Source organism: Psychroflexus salinarum (genome assembly GCF_042677225.1).
GTDB lineage: Bacteria > Bacteroidota > Bacteroidia > Flavobacteriales > Flavobacteriaceae > Psychroflexus > Psychroflexus salinarum.
In genome coordinates, this window is record NZ_JBHTIV010000009.1 from 17,441 (window position 1) to 38,519 (window position 21,079).

General features: G+C 33.9%; 22 protein-coding genes and 1 tRNA gene. 12 read left to right on the forward strand and 11 right to left on the reverse strand.

What is annotated here, in order from left to right; genetic code table 11:
- Positions 1–16: 16 nt before the first annotated feature.
- Complete coding sequence (locus tag ACFQ0R_RS07950; RefSeq protein WP_379657848.1) at positions 17–877, reverse strand: helix-turn-helix transcriptional regulator; 861 nt, start codon at positions 875–877, stop codon at positions 17–19.
- Positions 878–1,619: 742 nt separating this feature from the next.
- Between ACFQ0R_RS07950 and ACFQ0R_RS07955 the strand changes: the two genes are divergently transcribed.
- Positions 1,620–2,525: a hypothetical protein gene (locus tag ACFQ0R_RS07955; protein WP_379657849.1), complete on the forward strand. Its 906-nt coding sequence runs from the start codon at positions 1,620–1,622 to the stop codon at positions 2,523–2,525.
- A gap of 588 nt (positions 2,526–3,113) precedes the next feature.
- On the opposite strand, the gene ACFQ0R_RS07960 is transcribed toward ACFQ0R_RS07955, so the two are convergent.
- The 8 genes from ACFQ0R_RS07960 to ACFQ0R_RS07995 form a co-directional block, all read right to left on the reverse strand.
- Positions 3,114–4,379, reverse strand: coding sequence for a type II toxin-antitoxin system HipA family toxin (locus tag ACFQ0R_RS07960; protein ID WP_379657850.1), 1,266 nt, complete (start codon positions 4,377–4,379; stop codon positions 3,114–3,116).
- 1 nt (position 4,380) lies between these two features.
- Complete coding sequence (locus ACFQ0R_RS07965; RefSeq protein ID WP_379657851.1) at positions 4,381–4,644, reverse strand: helix-turn-helix domain-containing protein; 264 nt, start codon at positions 4,642–4,644, stop codon at positions 4,381–4,383.
- Positions 4,645–4,711: 67 nt separating this feature from the next.
- Positions 4,712–5,482, reverse strand: coding sequence for an ATPase (locus tag ACFQ0R_RS07970; protein WP_379657852.1), 771 nt, complete (start codon positions 5,480–5,482; stop codon positions 4,712–4,714).
- On the reverse strand, positions 5,479–6,108 hold the full coding sequence (locus ACFQ0R_RS07975; protein WP_379657853.1) for a hypothetical protein: 630 nt from the start codon (positions 6,106–6,108) through the stop codon (positions 5,479–5,481). Before ACFQ0R_RS07975 ends, ACFQ0R_RS07970 begins: the two co-directional genes overlap by 4 nt.
- Before the next feature lie 128 nt (positions 6,109–6,236).
- On the reverse strand, positions 6,237–6,515 hold the full coding sequence (locus ACFQ0R_RS07980) for a helix-turn-helix domain-containing protein (RefSeq protein ID WP_379657854.1): 279 nt from the start codon (positions 6,513–6,515) through the stop codon (positions 6,237–6,239).
- A 251-nt stretch (positions 6,516–6,766) separates the two neighbouring features.
- Positions 6,767–7,612 carry an RteC domain-containing protein gene (locus ACFQ0R_RS07985; protein WP_379657855.1) on the reverse strand — a complete coding sequence of 282 codons (846 nt, stop codon included), beginning with the start codon at positions 7,610–7,612 and terminating at the stop codon, positions 6,767–6,769.
- 780 nt (positions 7,613–8,392) lie between these two features.
- Positions 8,393–9,652 (reverse strand): site-specific integrase, encoded by a 1,260-nt coding sequence (locus tag ACFQ0R_RS07990; protein WP_379657856.1) that lies wholly within the window; start codon positions 9,650–9,652, stop codon positions 8,393–8,395.
- Positions 9,653–9,883: 231 nt separating this feature from the next.
- A tRNA-Arg gene (locus tag ACFQ0R_RS07995) sits at positions 9,884–9,957 on the reverse strand.
- A 61-nt stretch (positions 9,958–10,018) separates the two neighbouring features.
- Between ACFQ0R_RS07995 and ACFQ0R_RS08000 the strand changes: the two genes are divergently transcribed.
- The 7 genes from ACFQ0R_RS08000 to ACFQ0R_RS08030 all read left to right on the forward strand — a co-directional run bounded on the left by ACFQ0R_RS08000 (position 10,019) and on the right by ACFQ0R_RS08030 (position 14,967).
- Positions 10,019–10,531 carry an adenine phosphoribosyltransferase gene (locus tag ACFQ0R_RS08000; RefSeq protein WP_379657857.1) on the forward strand — a complete coding sequence of 171 codons (513 nt, stop codon included), beginning with the start codon at positions 10,019–10,021 and terminating at the stop codon, positions 10,529–10,531.
- 127 nt (positions 10,532–10,658) lie between these two features.
- Complete coding sequence (gene folE / locus ACFQ0R_RS08005; RefSeq protein WP_379657858.1) at positions 10,659–11,336, forward strand: GTP cyclohydrolase I FolE; 678 nt, start codon at positions 10,659–10,661, stop codon at positions 11,334–11,336.
- 3 nt (positions 11,337–11,339) lie between these two features.
- Positions 11,340–12,833, forward strand: a complete 1,494-nt coding sequence (gene cysS / locus ACFQ0R_RS08010) for a cysteine--tRNA ligase (RefSeq protein ID WP_379657859.1) — start codon at positions 11,340–11,342, stop codon at positions 12,831–12,833.
- 3 nt (positions 12,834–12,836) lie between these two features.
- Positions 12,837–13,088 (forward strand): membrane protein insertion efficiency factor YidD, encoded by a 252-nt coding sequence (gene yidD, locus ACFQ0R_RS08015; RefSeq protein WP_379657860.1) that lies wholly within the window; start codon positions 12,837–12,839, stop codon positions 13,086–13,088.
- A gap of 42 nt (positions 13,089–13,130) precedes the next feature.
- Positions 13,131–13,961 (forward strand): prolipoprotein diacylglyceryl transferase, encoded by an 831-nt coding sequence (gene lgt, locus ACFQ0R_RS08020; protein WP_379657861.1) that lies wholly within the window; start codon positions 13,131–13,133, stop codon positions 13,959–13,961.
- On the forward strand, positions 13,948–14,430 hold the full coding sequence (locus ACFQ0R_RS08025) for a DUF192 domain-containing protein (RefSeq protein WP_379657862.1): 483 nt from the start codon (positions 13,948–13,950) through the stop codon (positions 14,428–14,430). Before lgt ends, ACFQ0R_RS08025 begins: the two co-directional genes overlap by 14 nt.
- A 174-nt stretch (positions 14,431–14,604) precedes the next feature.
- A complete protein-coding gene (locus tag ACFQ0R_RS08030; RefSeq protein ID WP_379657863.1) occupies positions 14,605–14,967 on the forward strand; it encodes a CoA-binding protein in 363 nt (120 codons plus the stop codon).
- Here the strand turns inward: ACFQ0R_RS08030 and ACFQ0R_RS08035 are convergent.
- Positions 14,923–16,377, reverse strand: coding sequence for a sodium:solute symporter (locus ACFQ0R_RS08035; protein ID WP_379657864.1), 1,455 nt, complete (start codon positions 16,375–16,377; stop codon positions 14,923–14,925). The genes ACFQ0R_RS08030 and ACFQ0R_RS08035 overlap by 45 nt on opposite strands.
- An 83-nt stretch (positions 16,378–16,460) precedes the next feature.
- Here ACFQ0R_RS08035 and recR point away from each other — a divergent pair, with 83 nt between their 5' ends.
- The 3 genes from recR (at position 16,461) to ACFQ0R_RS08050 (ending at position 19,630) form a co-directional block, all read left to right on the forward strand.
- Complete coding sequence (gene recR, locus ACFQ0R_RS08040; protein WP_379657865.1) at positions 16,461–17,084, forward strand: recombination mediator RecR; 624 nt, start codon at positions 16,461–16,463, stop codon at positions 17,082–17,084.
- A gap of 5 nt (positions 17,085–17,089) precedes the next feature.
- Complete coding sequence (locus ACFQ0R_RS08045; RefSeq protein ID WP_379657866.1) at positions 17,090–18,205, forward strand: glycosyltransferase family 2 protein; 1,116 nt, start codon at positions 17,090–17,092, stop codon at positions 18,203–18,205.
- An 84-nt stretch (positions 18,206–18,289) separates the two neighbouring features.
- Positions 18,290–19,630: a dihydrolipoamide acetyltransferase family protein gene (locus ACFQ0R_RS08050; protein WP_379657867.1), complete on the forward strand. Its 1,341-nt coding sequence runs from the start codon at positions 18,290–18,292 to the stop codon at positions 19,628–19,630.
- A gap of 75 nt (positions 19,631–19,705) precedes the next feature.
- Here ACFQ0R_RS08050 and ACFQ0R_RS08055 read toward each other — a convergent pair whose 3' ends face one another.
- Positions 19,706–20,626 (reverse strand): FKBP-type peptidyl-prolyl cis-trans isomerase, encoded by a 921-nt coding sequence (locus ACFQ0R_RS08055; RefSeq protein WP_379657868.1) that lies wholly within the window; start codon positions 20,624–20,626, stop codon positions 19,706–19,708.
- A 67-nt stretch (positions 20,627–20,693) separates the two neighbouring features.
- Here ACFQ0R_RS08055 and ACFQ0R_RS08060 point away from each other — a divergent pair, with 67 nt between their 5' ends.
- Positions 20,694–21,077, forward strand: a complete 384-nt coding sequence (locus ACFQ0R_RS08060) for an RNA-binding S4 domain-containing protein (RefSeq protein ID WP_379657869.1) — start codon at positions 20,694–20,696, stop codon at positions 21,075–21,077.
- Positions 21,078–21,079 lie beyond the last annotated feature (2 nt).

Here is a 21,079-nt window from a genome sequence, read left to right on the forward strand (position 1 = left end):
AAGTTTATAATAGTGATTAATTAAAGTCAATAGTGTTGTTATCCAGTATTTTAATATCATTTTTTAAGCCTTGATAAAATCTTTTTAAAGGCTTAGGATTATATATAACCGTTGAAAATAAAAATACATTCTCATCCTTTTTTTGTATTAAAGATTTAGTCAGCGTATATTCTTCGGTTAATAATAACATCGCCTTTAAATTAAGCTCTAAGTTGACCTTATATGTTTTAGAATCTTTTGAAAATCCAAACGCATCAGGTACAGAAAATTTCTGAAAATGCTTATTCACTTGATCCTGATCAATAATTACAACATCTCCTATTCGCTCAATGTTGAAAAACTTATTCTGTTCATCTGCAATTTCAAAGGCACAAATTGACCTGTAGTTGGCCGTAAACTTAAAGGGTTCGACAAGTCTATCTGAGACCTTTTGAGAATTAATAGACTGGTACTGTTTAATTTCAATTTGTTTATTGGTATGTATAGCCTTGTTTATTAGACTAATAGTGTTAGAAAGCTTAGCATTGTATATTTCGTGATTAATTAACTCTGCATCGGTTTTGAAGCTCAATTTATGGATCATGGACGTAGAAAGATTGTTTGATCGTCCTGAGGAAAGTAAAAGTTCTTTCAAAAAATTTAATTCTTCTTCATTGAAATGTGAAGGTGCAATGAATTGATTATCCTTTATGCTATATTTTTTAAACTTATCTATTTCAATATTGAACCCTACTTTTTCTAAAAGCTCTAAGTATCTGTATACTGTTCTGGTAGATGACTCCAAAAAATCCGCTATGTAATTTATAGATTTAGGAGGCTCTTTTTTGAGTAATGCTATTAACTTTAATAAACGATAAAGTGATTTCTGGTTAGCCAATACTGTACTGTTTTGCACAAAGAAGCTAATAAATGCTAGGATATAAAAACCATTGACTCTATTTGTCGATCTTTATTTAAAGGATTATTTGTGAGACAATTCAAAATAAATATTATTAATTTACGTAACGGTATTCAATAAATTTGTAAAGCTATGATTTAGAGCAATTTTGCTTTTGCATAGACTATAAATGGCAGGTTTTAAGTCTTTTAATGTAATTTATAGTTTTTTGGTTTTCTTATAAAAATCATGAGTCGAAAAATACTGATAAGCTAGGTATAAGTAGTTTACTGTTAAAAAATAAAGCTGAATAACACTTATCTATATCTTTAATTTCTCTTCAACTATTACATACAATATCTAGGAAAAGGAGACAAGATTCATATTAAACAACTTAATTTCTAAGCATTTGTTGATTTTGTAATACGTTTCAAAGGTTTTAATGTTAATTGAATACAGTTTGTAATACAGAATTACGGTGCTTATGCCAATAGCAATACAGTTTGTAATACATTAAAGCTTAAAAAACACAGTCTGTAGTACACTCATTTGACTTTTGCATTACACCATCTCTGGGGTTGTATTACAAATGTCAATCTTAATGCTACAGCTTACCTTTACTCGAATCCTTATAGGAGCTAATGAAACTGGAAACTTACTTGAAACAAAAACTATTGATTAAATAGTCATTATTTTAGGATTAATAGTCTAATTTCATTTCCAAAAATTAAAAAAACCAATCATGAAAACTATCCTTTTAATTCCATTTCTCATTTTTTTTCAATTTTCCAATTCTCAAATTGAAATCGACGAGGTAAAAAAGAAAAAAGAAAATGCAATGCCTTATAGTGGTGAATTTATGAAACTACCCATCGGTGTTGAAAATAAGATAGCACTTGGCTTGGTAGGAGAAAAAGTTACCTTAATAGATGTTTCTATTTATAATATAGAAAATTTAGATGGTTCAAGCCTAAGCAGGTCTGATAAAGATAAATTCGAAAATAAAACATTTACCATCATAGACTTTGAAAAAGATATATATCCAACTTACACGATTGAAAGTGAAACAGAAGTATATAAATGGAGCGTTACTTCGACAAGTGAATATTTGTTTAATAAATATCTAGATGAAATCAGCAAAAAACTTATAGACAAAACCTATATCCCACTATACAACACTACTGAAATAGAAAGTTTAAATGGAAGCGAAATAGTTATTGATGGTTCAAAGAAATACACAATAACGGATGTTGCATACTCAAAACTTTCATCTTATGATTATGGTATTAAGGTAGAATTGAACTCAAATTTTTCTTTTGAGTATCCAACCGAAAGTTTTGAGCAACCAACTTACTATGATGGTGAAAAAAACGTGCCTAATAAAGGATGGATAAATTTAAAGTCTGATTACACAATACTAAAAATGATAGAACAGGATTTATTCGAAAAATTTAAATCCAAAAATCCTCGTTTCATCGATGAAATAAGAAATCAAGTTGTAAAATTAGGAATGACAGAACAGCAATGCAGATGGGCATGGGGAAGCCCTACCTCGTTTTATGGTTCTTTGGTTGGATATGATGAGGTTTATGACTGGAGAGGTAAAACATTATACTTTAAAAATGATAAGTTAGCATTAATTAAATAATGTAAACTCAAATTTATCTTTAAAATATTTCGGTAGATAATTGATTAATACATTTTTTTAAAATTATAAAACTTTAATGAATTAGGGCAACCATTTATATCAACTGAATTTTAAGAAGTACTATAATGCAATCAGAATTAGAACCTTTAAAAGTTAAATTTCTAATTAACAATAATACCGAACATATGGCTCAACCTAAATTCAAATATGTACTTAGTACATTACAAAAATGCTGATTGAGTTAGAGATAATTTAAACCAGTTTCGTTTGAAAGAGAAAGATTTTTGTGTAGTATACTATAAAAACGATTTTTCACCTTTGATAATAATAAAAGGTGAAAAGGATTTTTTAGTATTTCGAATCTGCCTTTCTGAATTAATAGAGCTATGCTATTTTATCTATGTGTTATTATAAAAACTATCATTTCTTATGCTTAGACAGTTAAGCGAAGATGACTCTTAGAGAGTCAAGACCTTATGTAAAACTACTATAATTCTTTCAATTTTAGCAGCTCGTATAGATTGCATTAGAGGTATGAATAAATTTAGACAGTTGTTTAGCTGCTTAGCCTTATGCATAAGGTTCTTTTCAAATAAGATCTTTAAACTCTCGTTTTATAGAAGCAGCTATTTTTTGTGGAATGTCTAACTGGCTGGTCATTTCATCCCAACTTTGTGTTGCTTTTTGCACATCGCTGATGATGGCTTTGGGATTTTTGATGGCATAGGCTTCGGCTATGGTCAGCACATCTTCCAGGGTGATGTCTGCTCTCTTATTGTTGATCGCTAAGGCTCTGGAAATATTGGTGTAATTGGCGTTTATATTTAAGGGATAAGTTACGTCGTAAGCCGGCGATAAGGACCATGTATTCGTTTGTTTATCATAGATAAATGAATGGTTTTTCAAATGGTCATCTATGTTATAATAGATCACATTGAACACCATACGCCTGAACAGCTCGATGATATCTTTATGAGGTACTTTTAAATCTAAGGCTAACCTGAATACATTTTCATAGTTACTGTTCTCCGGCTTTTTAAAATCCCAGCCCGTCAGGCCAGACACAGTGAGTACATGACGTTTTTCTCCGTTTTGTCTATCGTAACGTAAGGTGGCGAAGTGTTTATTATCTATCAACTTGGAGGGCATCATGTTTATCCCTGCTTTTTGGGCCATGAGGTAGTAAGCATATTCAACTTTTTCTTTGTTGTAACCCCAGTCTTCATTCATAGACAACTTGACCAGGTAATGGTTGTATGCGTCTGAATACTCTAAATCTCCGGGGATTATTTTCCCCGTGTCTTTATGTTCTGAAATCAATATTTTGGGCCGTGCTCCACCTGCCGAGGTTCCTATTTTGAATATATTTAATAGTGCTGCATCATTTAAAGCTTCTGCAGCCGTTTCATTTTTTACATCCAAGACTTTTTTTAATACCTCAACGATCTCATCGATATGAATAGATGAGGTTTTCGGAATTTTTTTAGTCGGCTGGTATTCGATTGCCCCCATTCCCCTATTGGCTACATAAGTTAGCTGTTCCAGAGGAGTAATTTTCCTGAGCTCTTTATTTTTGGTTTCAAACCACTCTTTAAAAATAATATTACCAAACATGTCCGGCAGAGAGTCAGCAATCATTGGCGGTAATCCTCTGAAGGTTTCCCCTTCAAACTGATTGAATACCTGAACCGGTTTTATTCGTTTAACTATGTAAGGGAATATATTGGAATATTGATTGGACTCTAAATAAGCCGGGTTGTATTGAAAATAAGAAGCCTGTTTATCTATATCATAACCCACTTTGCCTATTTCCTGACCAAATAATATGACTTCTATGATTTTATTTTTAGCCATCTTAATACAATGAATTTATGTCGTTATTCTGTTCCAGGTCTTTAAGGGCCTGGTATAAATTCCCTAACAAATCGAAGTGGTTCGCGATTTTTAAGACAGTATCTAAGGTCGCATTTTTACCATTTTCGAATTTCTGTATGGTATATCTTGATAACTCCAATGCCTCGGCCAAGTCTTGCTGAGACATGTCGTAACTTTGTCTTTTCTGTTTACACAGCTCACCAAGCTGTAGTTTCACCTCCTTTATAGTCACTGCATCTATCATCTTATTGTTTATTATAATACACAAATATAAGTAATAAGCTTAAAATGTTTATTATAATACACAATTTTTATTTTCTTTTATCGTCGCAATTCTTGTCAAAAGCAATCAAATTAAAAAGCTTTCGCATTCTCGAACGCACCCGTTCTCCATATTTTTGCTCAAGTTCTTCGGCGTTGAGGTTAGTCGTAATGTGTGTTCTGCCTCTTATCCCTCCAAAGGAAAAGGGATTGTATGTGTTATAGGTATATAGCTGATTGGAAACAGATCTCTGGAATGACTCATAACGACTGATTAAGATTTCGCCCATCACATTACAGTCTTTGCCGAAATGCCGACCTATGGCTTCAACCCCAAGATCATCAAAACAACAAGCCTTAAGCTCTGCATACTCTTCGATCGTCTGATAGCCTAACTTGTTGAATTCAAAAACAATCTTACGGCAGGATAACAATTCATACTGAGAGATAAGTTTATGAGGCACTAAATGTGGTAACAACTGCATCAAAGTAGTCTTACCACAACCCACAGGACCAGATAGCAGAATGCCTTTATTGAGTTGAATACCAAATTTATGACACTCCTTTGCATCTTCTATAAAGTAGCAAATGAGTTTAAACAATAAAGCTTTGTCTTCTTCATAGATTTTAAACTCTTTCCCAAATAAAAGCTTGCCTTTAGCTTCCAGGAAATGTACGCAGGGTTTGAAATTATAATAAAGCTGGTTATGCTGGTAATCGGCCACCTGATACTGACAACCATCAAGGAGTAGAATTCCAGGGTGTTTACCCCATAAGGCTCTGGCATTACCTCCAAGTTTTTTGCTTTTAAATTGATTCATAAGGGCTGGTTGTAGTTTTTGTTACGGGTGGTATGTAAGCTATCTTCCTCCTTTGTATGCCTCCCTCCAGCATTACCCGAATGGTGTAAGTGAGGGTTGTCCAGAAATTGGGACTGGTGTTTGTTTTGTTTGAGTTCTGCGGCATTAAGCATCCATTTTTTAGCAGATGCTTTCCAATTGAACATTTGAGTTGCTCCTCCTATTTTCCAACCATTTGACTCGTAATGGTTAAAAAACTTTTGAGCTTCAACTATTGGCCATTTGCTTTTTTTAAAAAAATCTATGACTACTTGTTCATTTTTTGGCTTAGCGACTTTAGTTTCTTTATTATTTGTTTTTAATGTTTTATTATGTTTATAAATAGGTCCTACTGCTTGTTCAGAATTTGGCACAGGTAAGTCTACTGCTTGTCCATGAGTTGTTCCAAAAACGGGCATATGAATTCTGGACCCCTTAAAAGGATTGTGTGAAGGCACATAAAGAATATACCCATAATGTGTAAGTTCTTTAAGGTTACGGTGATAAGTTGTTTTACTCCCAATTTTGGATAGCTTCATCACTTCTTCTCTATTGATTTGAAACTGCTCCGGAAAGCGATTGTAATTCCACAGTTGAAATAGTGCCATATACAGACTTATGTGCGTAGGATTTAACCGGTTATCTTTTTGGAATTGTAGAAATACCGAGTTGAGGTGCAGGATGTAATTAACAGTCTGAGACCTCTCATTGAAGCCCGAGTTGACATCATTTTTCATTAGAACGAATTGTCTATACGGTTTTCATTGAGTATCCTTTGAATTTCCTCAGCATCATAAAGAATAATCCCTCCAATTTTTGAATAAGGCAGAGTACCATTGATTCGCAAATTCTGTAGCGTTCCAGGACTTATCTGAAGCAATTCCATCACCTCAGCTGATTTGAGGTATTTCCTGGTTTGCTGTGTAGGTGTTTTTGAGATTAAAGCTTTAAGTTCTTCAATCAGTTCCAGCTTGAACTCTCTTAGGTCGTCGGTAGTGATAATGGATGTTGGCATTTATAAAAAGTTTTTAAGCCTACCCCCCTAGTTCCCCATTTCCTTTCGTCTCCCTCAATTAATGCGACAGGAAGGGGAACTTGCAAGAGGTAGCAAAGCGTAGTTAGGTTTAATTTTTTTGACTACGCTTTGTTTGATTTGACATTCGTTCTACAAATGTGATTTGTTATGATTGTATTTGTTCGGTAGTTACGAACGAGTTACGACAAATTTTAACATTATAAGGAGGGATATGATGCTAAACTAAAGTATCAACATTCATCATCTTTATTCATTCTCTGCTCCAGGCTGGACTTGAGAAGCGTCATAAAACCTGTCCTATTGTATTTTCTAGCACGTATTTCGACGTAGGTTTTGTAGTAATTACCAAGGTCTATATCGAATATCTGTTCGCAAACGGCAGCCATCTGTTTTATGCCAGCTCTTCCATCCTTGATTGCTCCCGAAGCCTGTAGTGCATAAATTAACTCGATTAGATCTGTTTTGCTAGCCGTCCATTTTAAGGAAGTGTCGGAGCAAATGTGTTTAGGTTTATCTTCTAATTTATTAGCAAACCCTAAAGCTACAAGCTCCTGGTTGAAAAAATTAACCAGTAGATCGTAAGCCATAATTTTAGCTATAGCATTATCATGGCTAGTAGAAAATTCAGCATCGGTATAAAAATGACTGGTATCTGACACTATACTTAGATTGTCTTTGCCACGTAAAAAATAATATTGATCTAGAATTGTTTCCTTCTCCCGGTAATACTTAACAAAATCTATGTTCTTCTTGAAGTTGTCCTGAAGTTTTTTAATCTCATCATCGATGAATTGACGCTGAGACTTCATACTTCCCGCTGGCTTAAGTAAAAGATAGTTATATACTTTTGCATAGAATTTCAATCTTGAATAGACGAATGGCTTTTGAACTTTGAAAAAATAAATCTCTTGTTCTTTGGTCTTAAAATCCTGATTTCTAACTGCTTCTCTTAGTTTCTGAAGATACATTCTAGAAAGTTGTATTCCTGCCTCCACATTGGAACATTCTGATAATGATTTTCCCTCCAGCTTTTTGAGTTCTTCTTTATATGTATTAAGGATTTCGTTTACCAGCAAAACAGATAAGGTTAAGATTAATCTAACAAAGCAGATCCTAATGTCTTTCCCTTTCTGATGGAATATGCCATAAATCGAGGTTCAAAAAGAGTCATTAGACTTATCAAACAGGCTTTTCCTGCGATATAAATTTTACCTGTGGCCAGCTTAGTATTAATATTCGATATTAACACTACTGCAAAACAAACTTTTAGCATAAGCGATTACTCTACTTTTGATGAGGTTCATAATAGATATAGTTAGAAAATAATGAGAGGCGTAAAGAAATGTACAACCTAGAAACAATTCAGTCGTATTGTTAGAAAAGCCAAATATATTTTTAATATAAAAACATATAGTAATATAAAATAGTGAGCTAAGAAGAGCTCCTACAAAACCATTAAAAAAAAATATTACCCGTTGAGGGGCGAGAATATTTATTTTTATGCATTAGAATATTATAACTTGTGGGCTTAACTGAATTGGAAACGTGTATTTTTTCCAATCATTCACAAATTTATTGTTTTAATTCAATTGAAACTAGTCTCAAGCAAATTAAGTTTTGCATTTTTTCATAACATCTTACAAGTTCGTCAAGCAGGCATCAAGAACAGAAATCACGTAGTAATTTTATAGTTTTTTAATATACCCCCCTTCTGCCGTCATATTACATAAGTTCTAAAGCTATTTTATTTTTTAAATAGGCTTTTTTCTACTTAAGATTTCCAGTGTAACGCCCGAGTATGAGGATATGTACTCTAAGGTAGCTTTTGATTTAAGTTAATAGATTTCCCTAAGAAGTTATATTTTTCTGGATAGCTTCTCAGGCTGAGAACTTTTACGTTTTAGTTTTTCCTTAAGAAATTCCATATCCTTGCTCACTTTTGTTTCTAATACCCTTGCATAGATTTGAGTAGTAGCGATTTTAGTATGCCCTAAAAGTTTTGATACGGTTTCGATAGGAACACCGTTAGATAGAGTAACCGTCGTTGCAAATGTATGTCGTGCCATATGAAAGGTTAGGTTTTTCCTAATGCCTACGTGACTGGCAACTTCCTTCAGATATACATTCAGTTTTTCGTTTGTGATTAAAGGCAAAAGTGAAGAACTGATCTCCGTCATAGGGTGACTCTCATATTTCTGTATAATGTTTTCGGCTTTTTCAAGTAAGGGCACTTTTACTGAGGATTTTGTTTTTTGTCTCCGGGTTATTATCCAGTTTCCTCCATCAAGGCCTTTAACAACATTATCCCTGGTGAGGTTCATTATGTCAATGTAACTAATACCAGTGTAGCAACTAAAAATGAACAGGTCTCTTACTCTATCCAGACGGTCGTTATTAAAATCAAAATCTTCAAGCTGAGCCAGCTCCGTTTCTGAAAGGTAGTCTCTCACTTTCTTTTCATATACAGGTTTCCACCTAACAAAAGGATCTCTGTCTATCCATTCTAAATGGTAAGCCAGCGTAATCATTTTTCTCAAACGCTGAAGATGTTTCATCGTCGTGTTTTGGCTCATCGCCCTTGGATGTCCGACTGGCCATACATTCGACAAGTAGTTTTCGAAATCAATGAGAAACTGGAAATCCAGCTGCTTTAAGTAGACATCTTTTGTTTTTTTATGCTCTACCATGAACTTTTTAATGTAATTTTCAGTTACCCCAAAGTTCCTGATGGAGCCCGCAGCTAATGAGTTTTCAATTTTTTTACTGTGATATGCCATCAGCTCAAGCAAGGTTTTTGATTGTTCATCTTCGCCTGTAAATTTTGCTTTTATGATCTGAGCAGTGATTAACTGATCGCGATATTTCAATTCTTGATAAATCTGAAATACTTTATTTTTTACCTCATCCAGATATTGATTGATCTGTTTTGCTTTGGCAGAAGCTCCTTTTGCTTTTTTGCTTTTCGCATCCCAGAGGTCAATTGGAATACGTCTCTTCAGGCTAACATTTAATCTTTTGCCATCTACAGTAATACGTAGATAGATTCCAGCCTCATTATTGACAGCTCTGGTTGTTTGTTGCCAGAACATGGTTGAGAAAGTGTGTTTTGTGCGCATCGTTGTCGTCTTTAAAGTTAAACTTCGTTTGGACGAATGTCAAATCAACTTAAGTGCATCAAAATCAGTACTTCTCAAAGTGTCTGCAGTGCAGACACTTTGAGGGTTGAGTTACCGAATTGCAGACATTTTAATTCAAATTGAATCAAATGGTATGGCTGCGTAAAAACCAGAAAACCATGCAATTCCTAAGAATTGCATGGTTTTGGTATGAATTGTAACTCTTAAATGTGACCACGGCAGGATTCAAACCTGCAACCTTCTGAGCCGTAATCAGATGCGCTATTCAGTTGCGCCACGTGGCCTTTTTCAGTTTGCAAATATATTTCTTTTTATACTTTTACCAAACATAAAATCACATTTATCATGCAACTTACCGATTATATCAGAACTATCAAAGATTTTCCAAAAAAAGGCATCTCTTATAAGGATATTACACCTTTACTTTTAAATCCTGAAGCTTGCGAGCTCGTAGTTTCAGAATTCATCAAAGGACTTGAAGGAAAACCTATCGATAAAGTGGTAGGCATAGAATCACGTGGATTCCTATTTGGAATGTTACTTGCTAAAGCATTAAACGTAGGATTTGTACCCATCCGTAAACCTGGAAAACTACCATCACAAACATTTTCTCAATCTTATGATCTTGAATATGGTAGCGATACCATCGAGATTCATAAGGACGATATCAAAAAAGGGGAACGCATTATTCTTCATGACGATTTACTTGCAACTGGCGGTACTGCAGCGGCAGCTTGTCAGCTTATAGAAAAATTGGGAGGAGAAATTGTCCAGGTCAATTTTTTGATTGAGTTAGACTTTTTAGAAGGTAGGAAACATCTTCCAAAAGCTAATGTGAATTCATTAGTCCATTATTAAAACAGATTCAAATTCAGAATAAATACAAAAGCTTAGTTAATTTATTTTAGAAAACCTTATAAAGCGTAAACTTGGGGTAATCAAAAGCGCAAAAAAACTATCTTTGCATCCAATAATTTTTTAAAAAATGTCCGAACAGAAACACAAAGAATTGACAGATGAAATCGGTGATAATCACATAGCTACATCTTACGAGAATCCCGTAAGAAAAGATGCTTTTGATTTGACAGATGATGAAAAAGTTCAAAAAATAAAAGGACATGTCCATGAAATAATGGAAACATTAGGAATGGACATGACAGATGATAGCTTGATGGGCACTCCCAATCGAGTTGCTAAAATGTACGTAAATGAAATTTTTGGAGGCCTACATCCAGATAGAAAACCTAAAGCTTCCACATTCGAGAATAATTACAAATACGGAGAAATGCTAGTTGAAAAAAACATTACAGTTTATTCAACTTGCGAACATCACCTTTTACCAATTATTGGAAGAGCTCACGTTGCTTATATTTCAAGCGGCAGAGTGATTGGTCTTTCTAAAATGAATAGAATAGTTCATTATTACGCGAAACGCCCTCAAGTCCAAGAGAGACTCACCATGCAGATTGTTAAAGAGCTCCAAAAAGCTCTAAACACTGAAGATGTTGCGTGTATTATTGATGCAAAACACCTTTGTGTAAACAGTCGTGGCATCAATGACATTGAAAGCAGTACAGTTACAAGTGAATTTGGAGGCAAATTCAAAGAGGAAAATGTGAGAAAAGAACTTCTCAATTATATAAAATTGGATACAAAATTCTAACAAATGGCTTTATACGAGCACCAATCCTTAAAGATTTACAATTCCATTTCTGGAGAAAAAGAAACCTTTGAACCACTGACTGAAGGCTACGTCGGCATGTATGTCTGCGGACCTACTGTTTATAGTAATGTTCATTTAGGAAATTGTAGAACTTTTATATCTTTTGATTTGGTGTTTCGTTATTTGAAGCACTTAGGCTACAAAGTAAGATATGTCAGAAATATCACCGATGCTGGTCATCTCGAAAACGACGGCGAAGAAGGCGAGGACAGAATTGCAAAAAAAGCAAAGTTAATGGAGCTTGAACCCATGGAAGTGGTTCAAAAATATAGTGTTGATTTTCATCAAATTCTTCAGAAATTTAACAATCTCCCTCCCAGCATAGAGCCAACAGCTACTGGACATATCATTGAGCAAATTGAGACCATTAAGACCATTATAGATAAAGGTTTGGGTTATGAAGTTAATGGTAATGTCTATTTTGATGTGATGAAATATAATGAATCTCAACATTACGGAAAGTTGAGTGGTAGAAAAATTGAAGACCTTATTTCCAATACAAGAGAGCTTACTGGCCAATCCGATAAAAAAAATCCTCAGGACTTTGCTTTATGGAAAAAAGCAGAACCTCAACATATTATGCGCTGGCCTTCTCCTTGGGGAGTTGGTTTCCCAGGATGGCATTTGGAATGCACAGTCATGAGTTCCAAATATCTTGGCGATCAATTTGATATTCATGGTGGTGGGATGGATTTAAAGTTTCCTCACCACGAATGCGAAATTGCTCAAGGTCATGCTTCTACGGGAAAAGATCCGGTAAACTATTGGATGCATGCCAATATGCTGACACTTAACGGTAAAAAAATGTCTAAAAGTACAGGCAACAATATTTTACCTAGAGAACTATTTACAGGAGAGAATGAGAATTTATCAAAAGCTTACACAGCTCCAGTGGTACGCTTTTTCATGCTTCAAGCTAACTATAGAAGCATCCTCGACTTTTCTGATGAAGCTTTGTCTGCAGCAGAAAAAGGATTCAACAAACTGATGGATAGCATAACTACTCTAAAGTCAATTAAAGCTTCAAAAACTTCAGATTTTGATGTCTCAGATTGGAAAGACAAGTGTTATGAAGCTATGAATGACGACTTCAATAGCCCAATTCTCATTGCTCATTTGTTTGAAGCTGTAAAGCAAATTAATCTAGCTAAAGCGGATCAAACTAAATTGACTCATGAAAATATTGACGTACTTAAACAAACCATGAAAGACTTTATTTTCGATGTCATGGGACTTGTAAATGCAGAAAATAATTCAGAAACAAAAGATAATTCAAACGATTTTGAGGAGCTTATCCAGTTTTTGATAGATATGAGAAATCATGCACGTCTCAATAAAGATTTCGAAACTAGTGATAAGATACGAGACAAACTTTCAGAAATGAAAGTTGAACTTAAAGACAGTCGAGAAGGAACAACTTTTCAGATTCAATCCTAGGCGATGTTGCGTAAAGTGTTGATTTTCCCATTTACTGTTCTTATAAAACTTTACCAATGGATTATATCCCCACTTTTGGGTCCTAGTTGTAGATTCCAGCCAACTTGTTCTCATTATGCTTTAGAAGCGTTTGAGACTCACGGTGTATTTAGAGGATTCTACTTAAGTATTCTGAGAATTTCAAAATGCCACCCTTGGGGTAAATCTGGCTACGATCCAGTTCCTAAACTCAAAAAAGGCTCAAATAAGAGGTGAACATTTCAATAATCTGTATATTAGCCATTAAATAATTTGAGCATGCTCCAAGCTATCCAATGGGATCCATCATTAGGAATCGATTTAGGAATTTTTACTATAAGGTACTACAGTTTAATGTTTCTCATTGCTTTTGGTGCTGGATTTTACATTACGAAACGGATATTTATTTCTGAAGGTGTTTCCTTAGAAAAACTAGATAAACTTCTCATCTATACTATACTTTCTACCTTAATTGGAGCCAGATTAGGTCACGTTATTTTTTATCAGCCAGAATTGTTTTTAGAAGATCCGCTTTCAGTTTTTTTACCTGTAAGTTTTGTTCCAGAAATTGAGTTTACAGGCTTTAGAGGACTTGCAAGTCATGGAGCAGCTATTGGGATTGCCATAGGAATGTATTTTTATAGTAAAAAGGTCACTAATAAATCTATTTTTTGGATTCTAGACCGTATTACGATGCCTGTTGCTTTCGGAGCTGTTTTTGTAAGAATCGGTAACTTTTTAAATTCTGAAATAGTTGGCAAGGCAACCAACTCAGATTTCGGAGTTGTTTTTGTTCAGTTGGGAGAAAGTTTCCCTAGGCATCCTGCTCAACTGTATGAATCAATATGTTACTTGATTCTCTTCGGTATTTTATCGCTTATATTTTGGAAAACAAATGTAAAGCAAAAAAAAGGCGTCCTATTCGGAGTTTTCTTCACGTTACTTTGGACTATACGGTTCTTGGTAGAATACGTTAAAGAACCTCAAGTGGCTGAAAGAGCAGATTGGCTATTTAATACTGGACAATTACTAAGTATACCTATGATTTTAATAGGTCTCGGCATCATTTATTTTTCCAACAAAAGGGCGAAAGTCAATGAATCTGCTTAAAATATTTTTTGTTTTCGGTCTTACACTACTTCTAACATCTTGTCAATCTGAAAGAAGCAAAGATCAAAATTTAACACGTGAAATTCAATTTAAAAAAGATACACTTTTAAAGTTTACTCAAAACAAAGATACGCTAACTACTGTATTCGAAATTGAACTAGCAAAATCTGATTACGAAAAAGAGACTGGTTTGATGCATAGAAAAGAGATGGAATCAAATCAAGGTATGCTTTTTATTTATGAGACTGAAAGGTCAAGGTCTTCGTTTTATATGAAAAATACTTATATTCCTTTAGATCTGATTTATTTGGACAAAAACTTACAGATTGTAAATTTCAATTTAAATACTACTCCATTGTCTGAAGAACTTATTCCTTCTGAAATTCCTTCTGTTTATGTACTTGAATTGAAAGCGGGTTTAGTCGATGAACTGTCACTTAAAAGAGGTGATAAAATGATTTTATATTAAAAAAGGTAATCTTCAAGACTACCTTTTTTATAAAATGAGTTTAATAAGGGCTAATACAAAAAACAATATTTATCTACTAAAACGTAAAAAAAGAGCTTATCTTATATTCATTAACACAGTTTAACATACTGATAATCAAAACTCAAGCATAGTTGAACAAAAAACCAAAATAGAATGAAAAATAAAACTCTTGTAATAGGTGCCTCCGAGAATTTAAGTAGATACTCCAATAAGGCTATCCGTGCATTATTGCAGAATAACCACGATGTGATAGCTCTTGGCAAAAAGAAAGGAGAAGTGAAGGGTATTGAAATTCAAACTGAAATTTCAACAGATGAGCAAGTTGACACTGTTACATTATATATAAACCCTGATCATCAAAAACAGTACAAAAACTTCCTGCTGGATTTAGATCCTGAACGCGTTATTTTTAACCCTGGTACTGAAAACTCTGAACTTCAGAAAGAGCTCAAAGAAGCTGGAATCCAAACTTTAAATGCTTGCACTTTGGTTCTTCTGGCTACAAATCAATATTAACCCAACAAATGTCAAAAATCCATTCAAAATCAGAATAAAAAAACCGAACTCAAAATTTAAATAGATTAAGCTCAACGTACTGATTAAATAAGATAAAATAGGTGACAGAATAGCAATAACTGGCACCCATCGATCCTTAACATTCCATTTTGTGAACAAGCCAAAAGCATAAAGACCTAAAAGTGGACCATAGGTATATCCAGCAAATTCGAATAATTTATTGATGACACTTTTGTCTGCAATAGCATATTTGAAAATCATCATCACTGCTATTAACACCAATGAAATGATAATATGAATAAGTTTTCTGACTTTGATTTGAGAAGCTTTTGAATATCTATCCTCAATATTTAATATATCTATACTTATAGAAGTTGTCAGGGAGGTTAATGCGCTATCTGCACTAGAATAGGCTGCTGCGATAAGACCTAAAATAAAGGTTACTGCCACAGCCACACCAAGCACTCCAGAAGTTGCTACAGCTGGAAATAAATCGTCTCTGGTTTCTGTTATCCCAACTAAATCAGCGTAATCGGTTAACAAGAGGCCTAAGAGTAAAAACAAAAAGTTGACTACAGTAAGCACCAAAGTAAACCAAAAGATATTTTTTTGAGCATCTTCAAGTGTTCTACAGGTTAAGTTTTTTTGCATCATATCTTGATCAAGGCCCGTCATCACAATGGCGATGAACATCCCAGAAATAAACTGCTTGAAAAAAAAGTCTGAACTTTTATAATCTTCAAAAAAGAAAATTTGAAAGTTATCATGGGTTCCCAGGTAACTCCACAAACTTTCAATCTGGAGCGCGTCTGAAATAAAATAAATAGAGATACCTAAAGCGATAAGCATAAACAGAGTCTGAAGTGTATCTGTCCACACAATGGTTTTAATTCCACTTCTAAAGGTGTATAACCAAATTAATAAAATCGTGATGCTTACTGTTATATAATAAGGAATTCCTAAAGCATCAAAAACAATAAGCTGTAGTACGTTAGCCACCAAAAAAAGTCTGAAGCTAGCTCCGACTATTCTAGATAAAATAAAATAAGAAGCCCCTGTTTTATAAGCACTATTTCCGAAACGAGTGTCTAGATAAGTATATATTGAAGTCAGATTAAGCCTATAATAAAGCGGCATAAGTACTAGACTAATTACAGCATACCCAATAGTGTATCCAAGTACAACTTGAAAATAACTAAAACTACTGAAAGCAACAGTTCCTGGAATTGAAATAAATGTGACTCCACTAAGCGATGCACCAATCATTCCGAAGGCTACTAAATACCATGGAGACTGCTTATTAGCCTGAAAAAACTCAGAATTACTTCCACTTTTATTAGTTAAAAATGAAATAAGAATGAGGACTACAAAATAAGCCAGAACCAGAAGTAGAATTTGATAAGCTTGCATAGTCTAAGTTTGGCTGGCGAAAATACAAATGTTTAGTTAGGATTTTAATAAAAACAAAACTCAAAATTGTATTTTAGCAAAGTATGGAGTTTTCATCAAAATATCTTGAAAGGGCAATAGAAGAAATTTCTTTATTGCCAGGAATAGGCAAACGAACAGCGCTTCGCCTAGCGTTGCACTTGTTAAAACAGCCGCAATCTCAAACCACAGATTTAGCTACTTCATTGGTAGATCTTAAAACTAAAGTCAAGCAATGCAAGAACTGTCATAATATATCTGACCAGGACGTATGCGGCATCTGTAAAAACCAGTCTAGAGATCACTCTATAATATGTGTGGTAGAAGACATAAGAGATGTTATGGCTATTGAAAACACCGAACAATATAAAGGGATTTATCACGTTCTAGGTGGTAAAATAAGCCCAATGGATGGTGTTGGACCTCAACAACTCAATATTGAAACTTTAGTAGCCAAAATAAAAGAGGGCGACGTTAATGAAGTAATTTTCGCCTTAAGCAGTACTATGGAAGGTGACACCACTAATTTTTATATTTACAAACAGATTCAAAATTCTAAATATGCTTTAAAAACCTCTACTATTGCTAGAGGTATTTCAATAGGAGATGAATTGGAATATGCAGACGAAATTACTTTAGGAAGAAGTATATTACAGCGTGTACCCTTTGAAAATTCATTAAAAAACTAGTCTTTTTGAAACTTTCAATTGTCATTTTAAACTATAAAGTTCCTCATCATTTAATGTTGTGCTTGGATAGTGTTAGCAGAGCAATAGAAAGTATTGATGCTGAAATAATTGTCGTAGATAATAATTCTGAAGACGAAAGTTGCAAACTAGTAGAAAAAAACTTTCCCGGAGTCCTTTTAATAAGTAATACAGAAAATTTAGGATTTTCAAAAGGAAATAATATTGGAGTAAAAAAAGCAAAGGGAGAATTCCTTTGTATTCTGAATCCAGACACAGTTGTACCTGAAGATTGTTTCACAAAACTTTTTGATCATCATCGAAAAGTTAAAAACCCTGGAGTAATAGGTGTCCAGCTAATTGATGGGTCTGGAGAGTTTCTTGAAGAAAGCAAAAGAAACATACCTACTCCACAAGTTGCACTTAAGAAACTAAGTGGCAATTGTTCTTCTTATTATAATTTTAATTTAGCAAAAGAAGAGAACGGTCCTACTGATATATTAGTTGGTGCTTTTATGTTCATGAAAACTAAATTATATCTAAATATTGGAGGTTTTGATGAAGATTACTTTATGTATGGAGAAGACATAGACTTAAGCTATAGAATCTTAAAGGCTGGTTATCAAAATTATTATCTAGGATCTACTAAAGTATTGCATTTTAAAGGAGAAAGTACAACCAAAGATCAAGTGTACTTAAATCGCTTTTATAATGCTATGTATATCTTTTTTAAAAAGCATTTCAAAAACTACAAAACAACATTTAAGTTAGTCAAACAGATTCTTAAACTAACTATGGCTTTAGAAAAAATAAAACTTAAATCAATTGAAATTCAAAGTCTAAAGTTTAATGAAATACATCTAATTTCTGAAAATAAATGTTTGCAGGATAAAATTAAGGCCAAATTGAATTCTGAGATAAATGTAATTACAAAAACAAGCTCGGAATTAGAAAATGCTTTTATCGTAATCGATGCTAATTGTCTTCAGTACAGTGATTCTATAAAAGTTATCACTGACCTTAAATCAAAGAATAATGCTTTCAGGATAAAACCTAGAAATTATAATTTTATGATAGGTAGCGAAAGTAAGCATTTAAAGGGTGAGGTTATTGATCTAAGTTAAGAACATAACAACTTAGGAATATAACTAGCTTAATTTTACTAAATTTGCAATCTGAAATACAAAAACACCTTTTAGGTTATATATATGGCAAAAAAAGAATTAAAATTACCCAAAATGGGAGAGAGTGTTGCTGAGGCAACCATTACCAGTTGGTTAAAAGAAGTCGGCGATACTATAGAAGCTGATGAAGCAGTCCTAGAAATTGCTACAGACAAGGTAGACTCTGAAGTTCCAAGTGAATATGACGGAGTTTTGGTAGAAAAATTATTTGATGTAGACGACGTTGTTAAAGTTGGGGAAGTTGTTGCAATAATTGAAGTAGATGGCGAAGATGACTCATCTGATGATGATTCCCAAGCCGATTCACAAGAAGCTCAAGAAGCAGCGTCAGTTGTTGAAGAAAGCGTCAATCAAGCTAAAAGCACTACAGTAACAGAATCTAATTATTCAGATTCATCTAGATTTTATTCACCTCTCGTCAAAAATATCGCAGAAAAAGAAAACATTTCTTTCGATGAACTTGAAGCCATTCAAGGTACAGGTATGGATGAAAGAGTGACTAAAGATGATATCCTTGCTTACGTTAAAGACAAAAAAGAAGGTAAAACTTCCTCACAGCAAGCTGAGCCTAAACCTGCATCAGAAGAGAAAGCTCCCGTAACAAAGGAAAAATCTCAATCTGTACCAAAGGTTAGCACACCAGTAAATATAAATGCTGAAGATGAGGTTATAGAAATGAGTAGAATGGGAAAATTAGTTTCCAGTCATATGATTGCTAGTACGCAAACTTCTGCTCATGTTCAGTCATTCATCGAAGTTGATGTTACTGATGTTTGGAACTGGAGGAATAAGCATAAAAACGAATTCCAAAAGAGAGAAGGTGAAAAGCTTACCTTTACTCCTATCTTCATGGAAGTTGTTGCTAAAACTATAAAAGATTTCCCTAAAATTAATATTTCTGTAGATGGCGATAGAATTGTCATGAAGAAGCATATCAATTTGGGAATGGCTGCAGCTTTACCTGATGGTAATTTAATTGTACCTGTAATAAGAGATGCAGATCAACTTAACTTACTTGGTATGGCCAAAAAAGTAAATGACCTAGCAGCAAGAGCTCGTGACGGAAAACTAAAGCCAGATGAAACTCAAGGTGGAACTTACACAGTAACAAACGTAGGTACTTTTGGTAGCGTTATGGGAACTCCCATAATCAATCAACCACAAGTGGGTATTTTGGCCTTAGGCGCTATAAGGAAAGTTCCTGCAGTCATTGAAACCCCTGAAGGTGATTTCATAGGAATCCGCTATAAAATGTTCCTATCACACAGTTACGATCATAGAGTTGTAAATGGTGCACTTGGAGGTCAGTTTATCCAAAGAATGAAAGAATACATAGAAAGCTTTGATACAGAAAGAAGTATCTAATCTCATAATAGACTAAACGAAAAAATCCCCTTAAATTCGATTTAAGGGGATTTTTTATTGATTAAATACTGTACATCAATTCTGAGTAGGAAAAGTAGGATCTAAGTAATCTGGAACACCATTACCGTTAGAATCTGGTAAAACTAAATTATCGTTTGAGTCAAATTCAATTTCATCACGTGTAGGAATGCCATCACCATCATCATCTGTATCTACAAAATTTGGAACATTGTTTTCATCAGTATCGTCATCATTTACTCTTCTGTTCTCATTCACATCTTCCATCCATGTAGGAACACCGTCGCCATCGTGATCTGATTCTAAAGATTTATACAATTGGATATTGAAAACTATAGGCTCATAAGGAGTTATACCAGACCCAGATGGCGGTGAGGCAAAATATGCTAATCCAGAAGGAATAAAAACTGAGCCCATTCCAAAATCATCGTTAAACACCACTGTTCCGTCGGAATTTTGTTGATCTGGATCAATACCGGTTGAACCTCTAAATTCATCCATCACCTCAGAAAATCCAACTATATTATTTATCAGATCAAACCAAACAGGGTTAGGAGAATTATCGAAAACTTGCTTTTCTGTTATTGTAAAACCTTTGTAAGTTACCAATACTGAATCTGCAAAAGTCGGCTTCCTTTGCGATTCTGCCCCCTCTCTAATTTGTAAGTAATATAAGGTATAATCAGTTTCTCGCTGAGTGACGGTTTTTGATTTCAGAAACTCAGAGTCCATGACTGGTTGCTTGTCGGTATCATTTTCCCCAATCTCTTTAAAAACGATGTTTTGAAAGTTTGAATTTTGAGAGTTTTCTTCTAACTCGTAATAATGAGTTTCCAAAAAGGTCCTGATTTGCTCCATATTTTCAACCTTCACCTCTTCAACATCTCTTGTAACAACCTCTTCCGGACTATCATCATCCGAACTACATCCTATAATTGAAAAAAAGATAAATATTAAAACTAAATTTTGTATTTTCATTTAACTGTTATTTTGGCCGCAAGATACGATTTTCTTATATTTTTGTTTACGATTAAATTCAATTTTGATGAGAGTAGATAAATACTTGTGGGCAGTCAGATACTTTAAAACAAGAAGCATCGCAACCAATGCTTGCAAAAAAGGTCATGTGAAAATAGGAGGTGAATCTGTGAAGCCTTCAAGGAATGTTTATCCTACCGATAAGGTTGAAATAAGAAAAAATCAAATCAATTATCAAATTGAAATTTTAGACTTACCAAAATCTAGAGTTGGAGCCAAATTGGTGAATATTTATTGTATTGATATTACTCCAAAAGAAAACCTAGAGAAATTGGATTTATTGAAATACTCTCAAGATTATTATAGAAAGAAAGGAGCGGGCAGACCTACTAAGAAGGACAGAAGAGAACTGGATGACCTCAAAGAAAACACTAAAGACGATATAGACTAGTA

Bases quoted from the DNA above. Each gene is read 5' to 3' on its own strand.
- ACFQ0R_RS07955 (WP_379657849.1), top strand. From the start codon at position 1,620: ATGAAAACTATCCTTTTAATTCCATTTCTCATTTTTTTTCAATTTTCC.
- ACFQ0R_RS07960 (WP_379657850.1), bottom strand. From the start codon at position 4,379: ATGGCTAAAAATAAAATCATAGAAGTCATATTATTTGGTCAGGAAATA.
- ACFQ0R_RS07965 (WP_379657851.1), bottom strand. From the start codon at position 4,644: ATGATAGATGCAGTGACTATAAAGGAGGTGAAACTACAGCTTGGTGAG.
- ACFQ0R_RS07970 (WP_379657852.1), bottom strand. From the start codon at position 5,482: ATGAATCAATTTAAAAGCAAAAAACTTGGAGGTAATGCCAGAGCCTTA.
- ACFQ0R_RS07975 (WP_379657853.1), bottom strand. From the start codon at position 6,108: ATGGCACTATTTCAACTGTGGAATTACAATCGCTTTCCGGAGCAGTTT.
- ACFQ0R_RS07980 (WP_379657854.1), bottom strand. From the start codon at position 6,515: ATGCCAACATCCATTATCACTACCGACGACCTAAGAGAGTTCAAGCTG.
- ACFQ0R_RS07990 (WP_379657856.1), bottom strand. From the start codon at position 9,652: ATGCGCACAAAACACACTTTCTCAACCATGTTCTGGCAACAAACAACC.
- ACFQ0R_RS08000 (WP_379657857.1), top strand. From the start codon at position 10,019: ATGCAACTTACCGATTATATCAGAACTATCAAAGATTTTCCAAAAAAA.
- folE (WP_379657858.1), top strand. From the start codon at position 10,659: ATGTCCGAACAGAAACACAAAGAATTGACAGATGAAATCGGTGATAAT.
- cysS (WP_379657859.1), top strand. From the start codon at position 11,340: ATGGCTTTATACGAGCACCAATCCTTAAAGATTTACAATTCCATTTCT.
- yidD (WP_379657860.1), top strand. From the start codon at position 12,837: ATGTTGCGTAAAGTGTTGATTTTCCCATTTACTGTTCTTATAAAACTT.
- lgt (WP_379657861.1), top strand. From the start codon at position 13,131: ATGCTCCAAGCTATCCAATGGGATCCATCATTAGGAATCGATTTAGGA.
- ACFQ0R_RS08025 (WP_379657862.1), top strand. From the start codon at position 13,948: ATGAATCTGCTTAAAATATTTTTTGTTTTCGGTCTTACACTACTTCTA.
- ACFQ0R_RS08030 (WP_379657863.1), top strand. From the start codon at position 14,605: ATGAAAAATAAAACTCTTGTAATAGGTGCCTCCGAGAATTTAAGTAGA.
- ACFQ0R_RS08035 (WP_379657864.1), bottom strand. From the start codon at position 16,377: ATGCAAGCTTATCAAATTCTACTTCTGGTTCTGGCTTATTTTGTAGTC.
- recR (WP_379657865.1), top strand. From the start codon at position 16,461: ATGGAGTTTTCATCAAAATATCTTGAAAGGGCAATAGAAGAAATTTCT.
- ACFQ0R_RS08050 (WP_379657867.1), top strand. From the start codon at position 18,290: ATGGCAAAAAAAGAATTAAAATTACCCAAAATGGGAGAGAGTGTTGCT.
- ACFQ0R_RS08055 (WP_379657868.1), bottom strand. From the start codon at position 20,626: ATGAAAATACAAAATTTAGTTTTAATATTTATCTTTTTTTCAATTATA.
- ACFQ0R_RS08060 (WP_379657869.1), top strand. From the start codon at position 20,694: ATGAGAGTAGATAAATACTTGTGGGCAGTCAGATACTTTAAAACAAGA.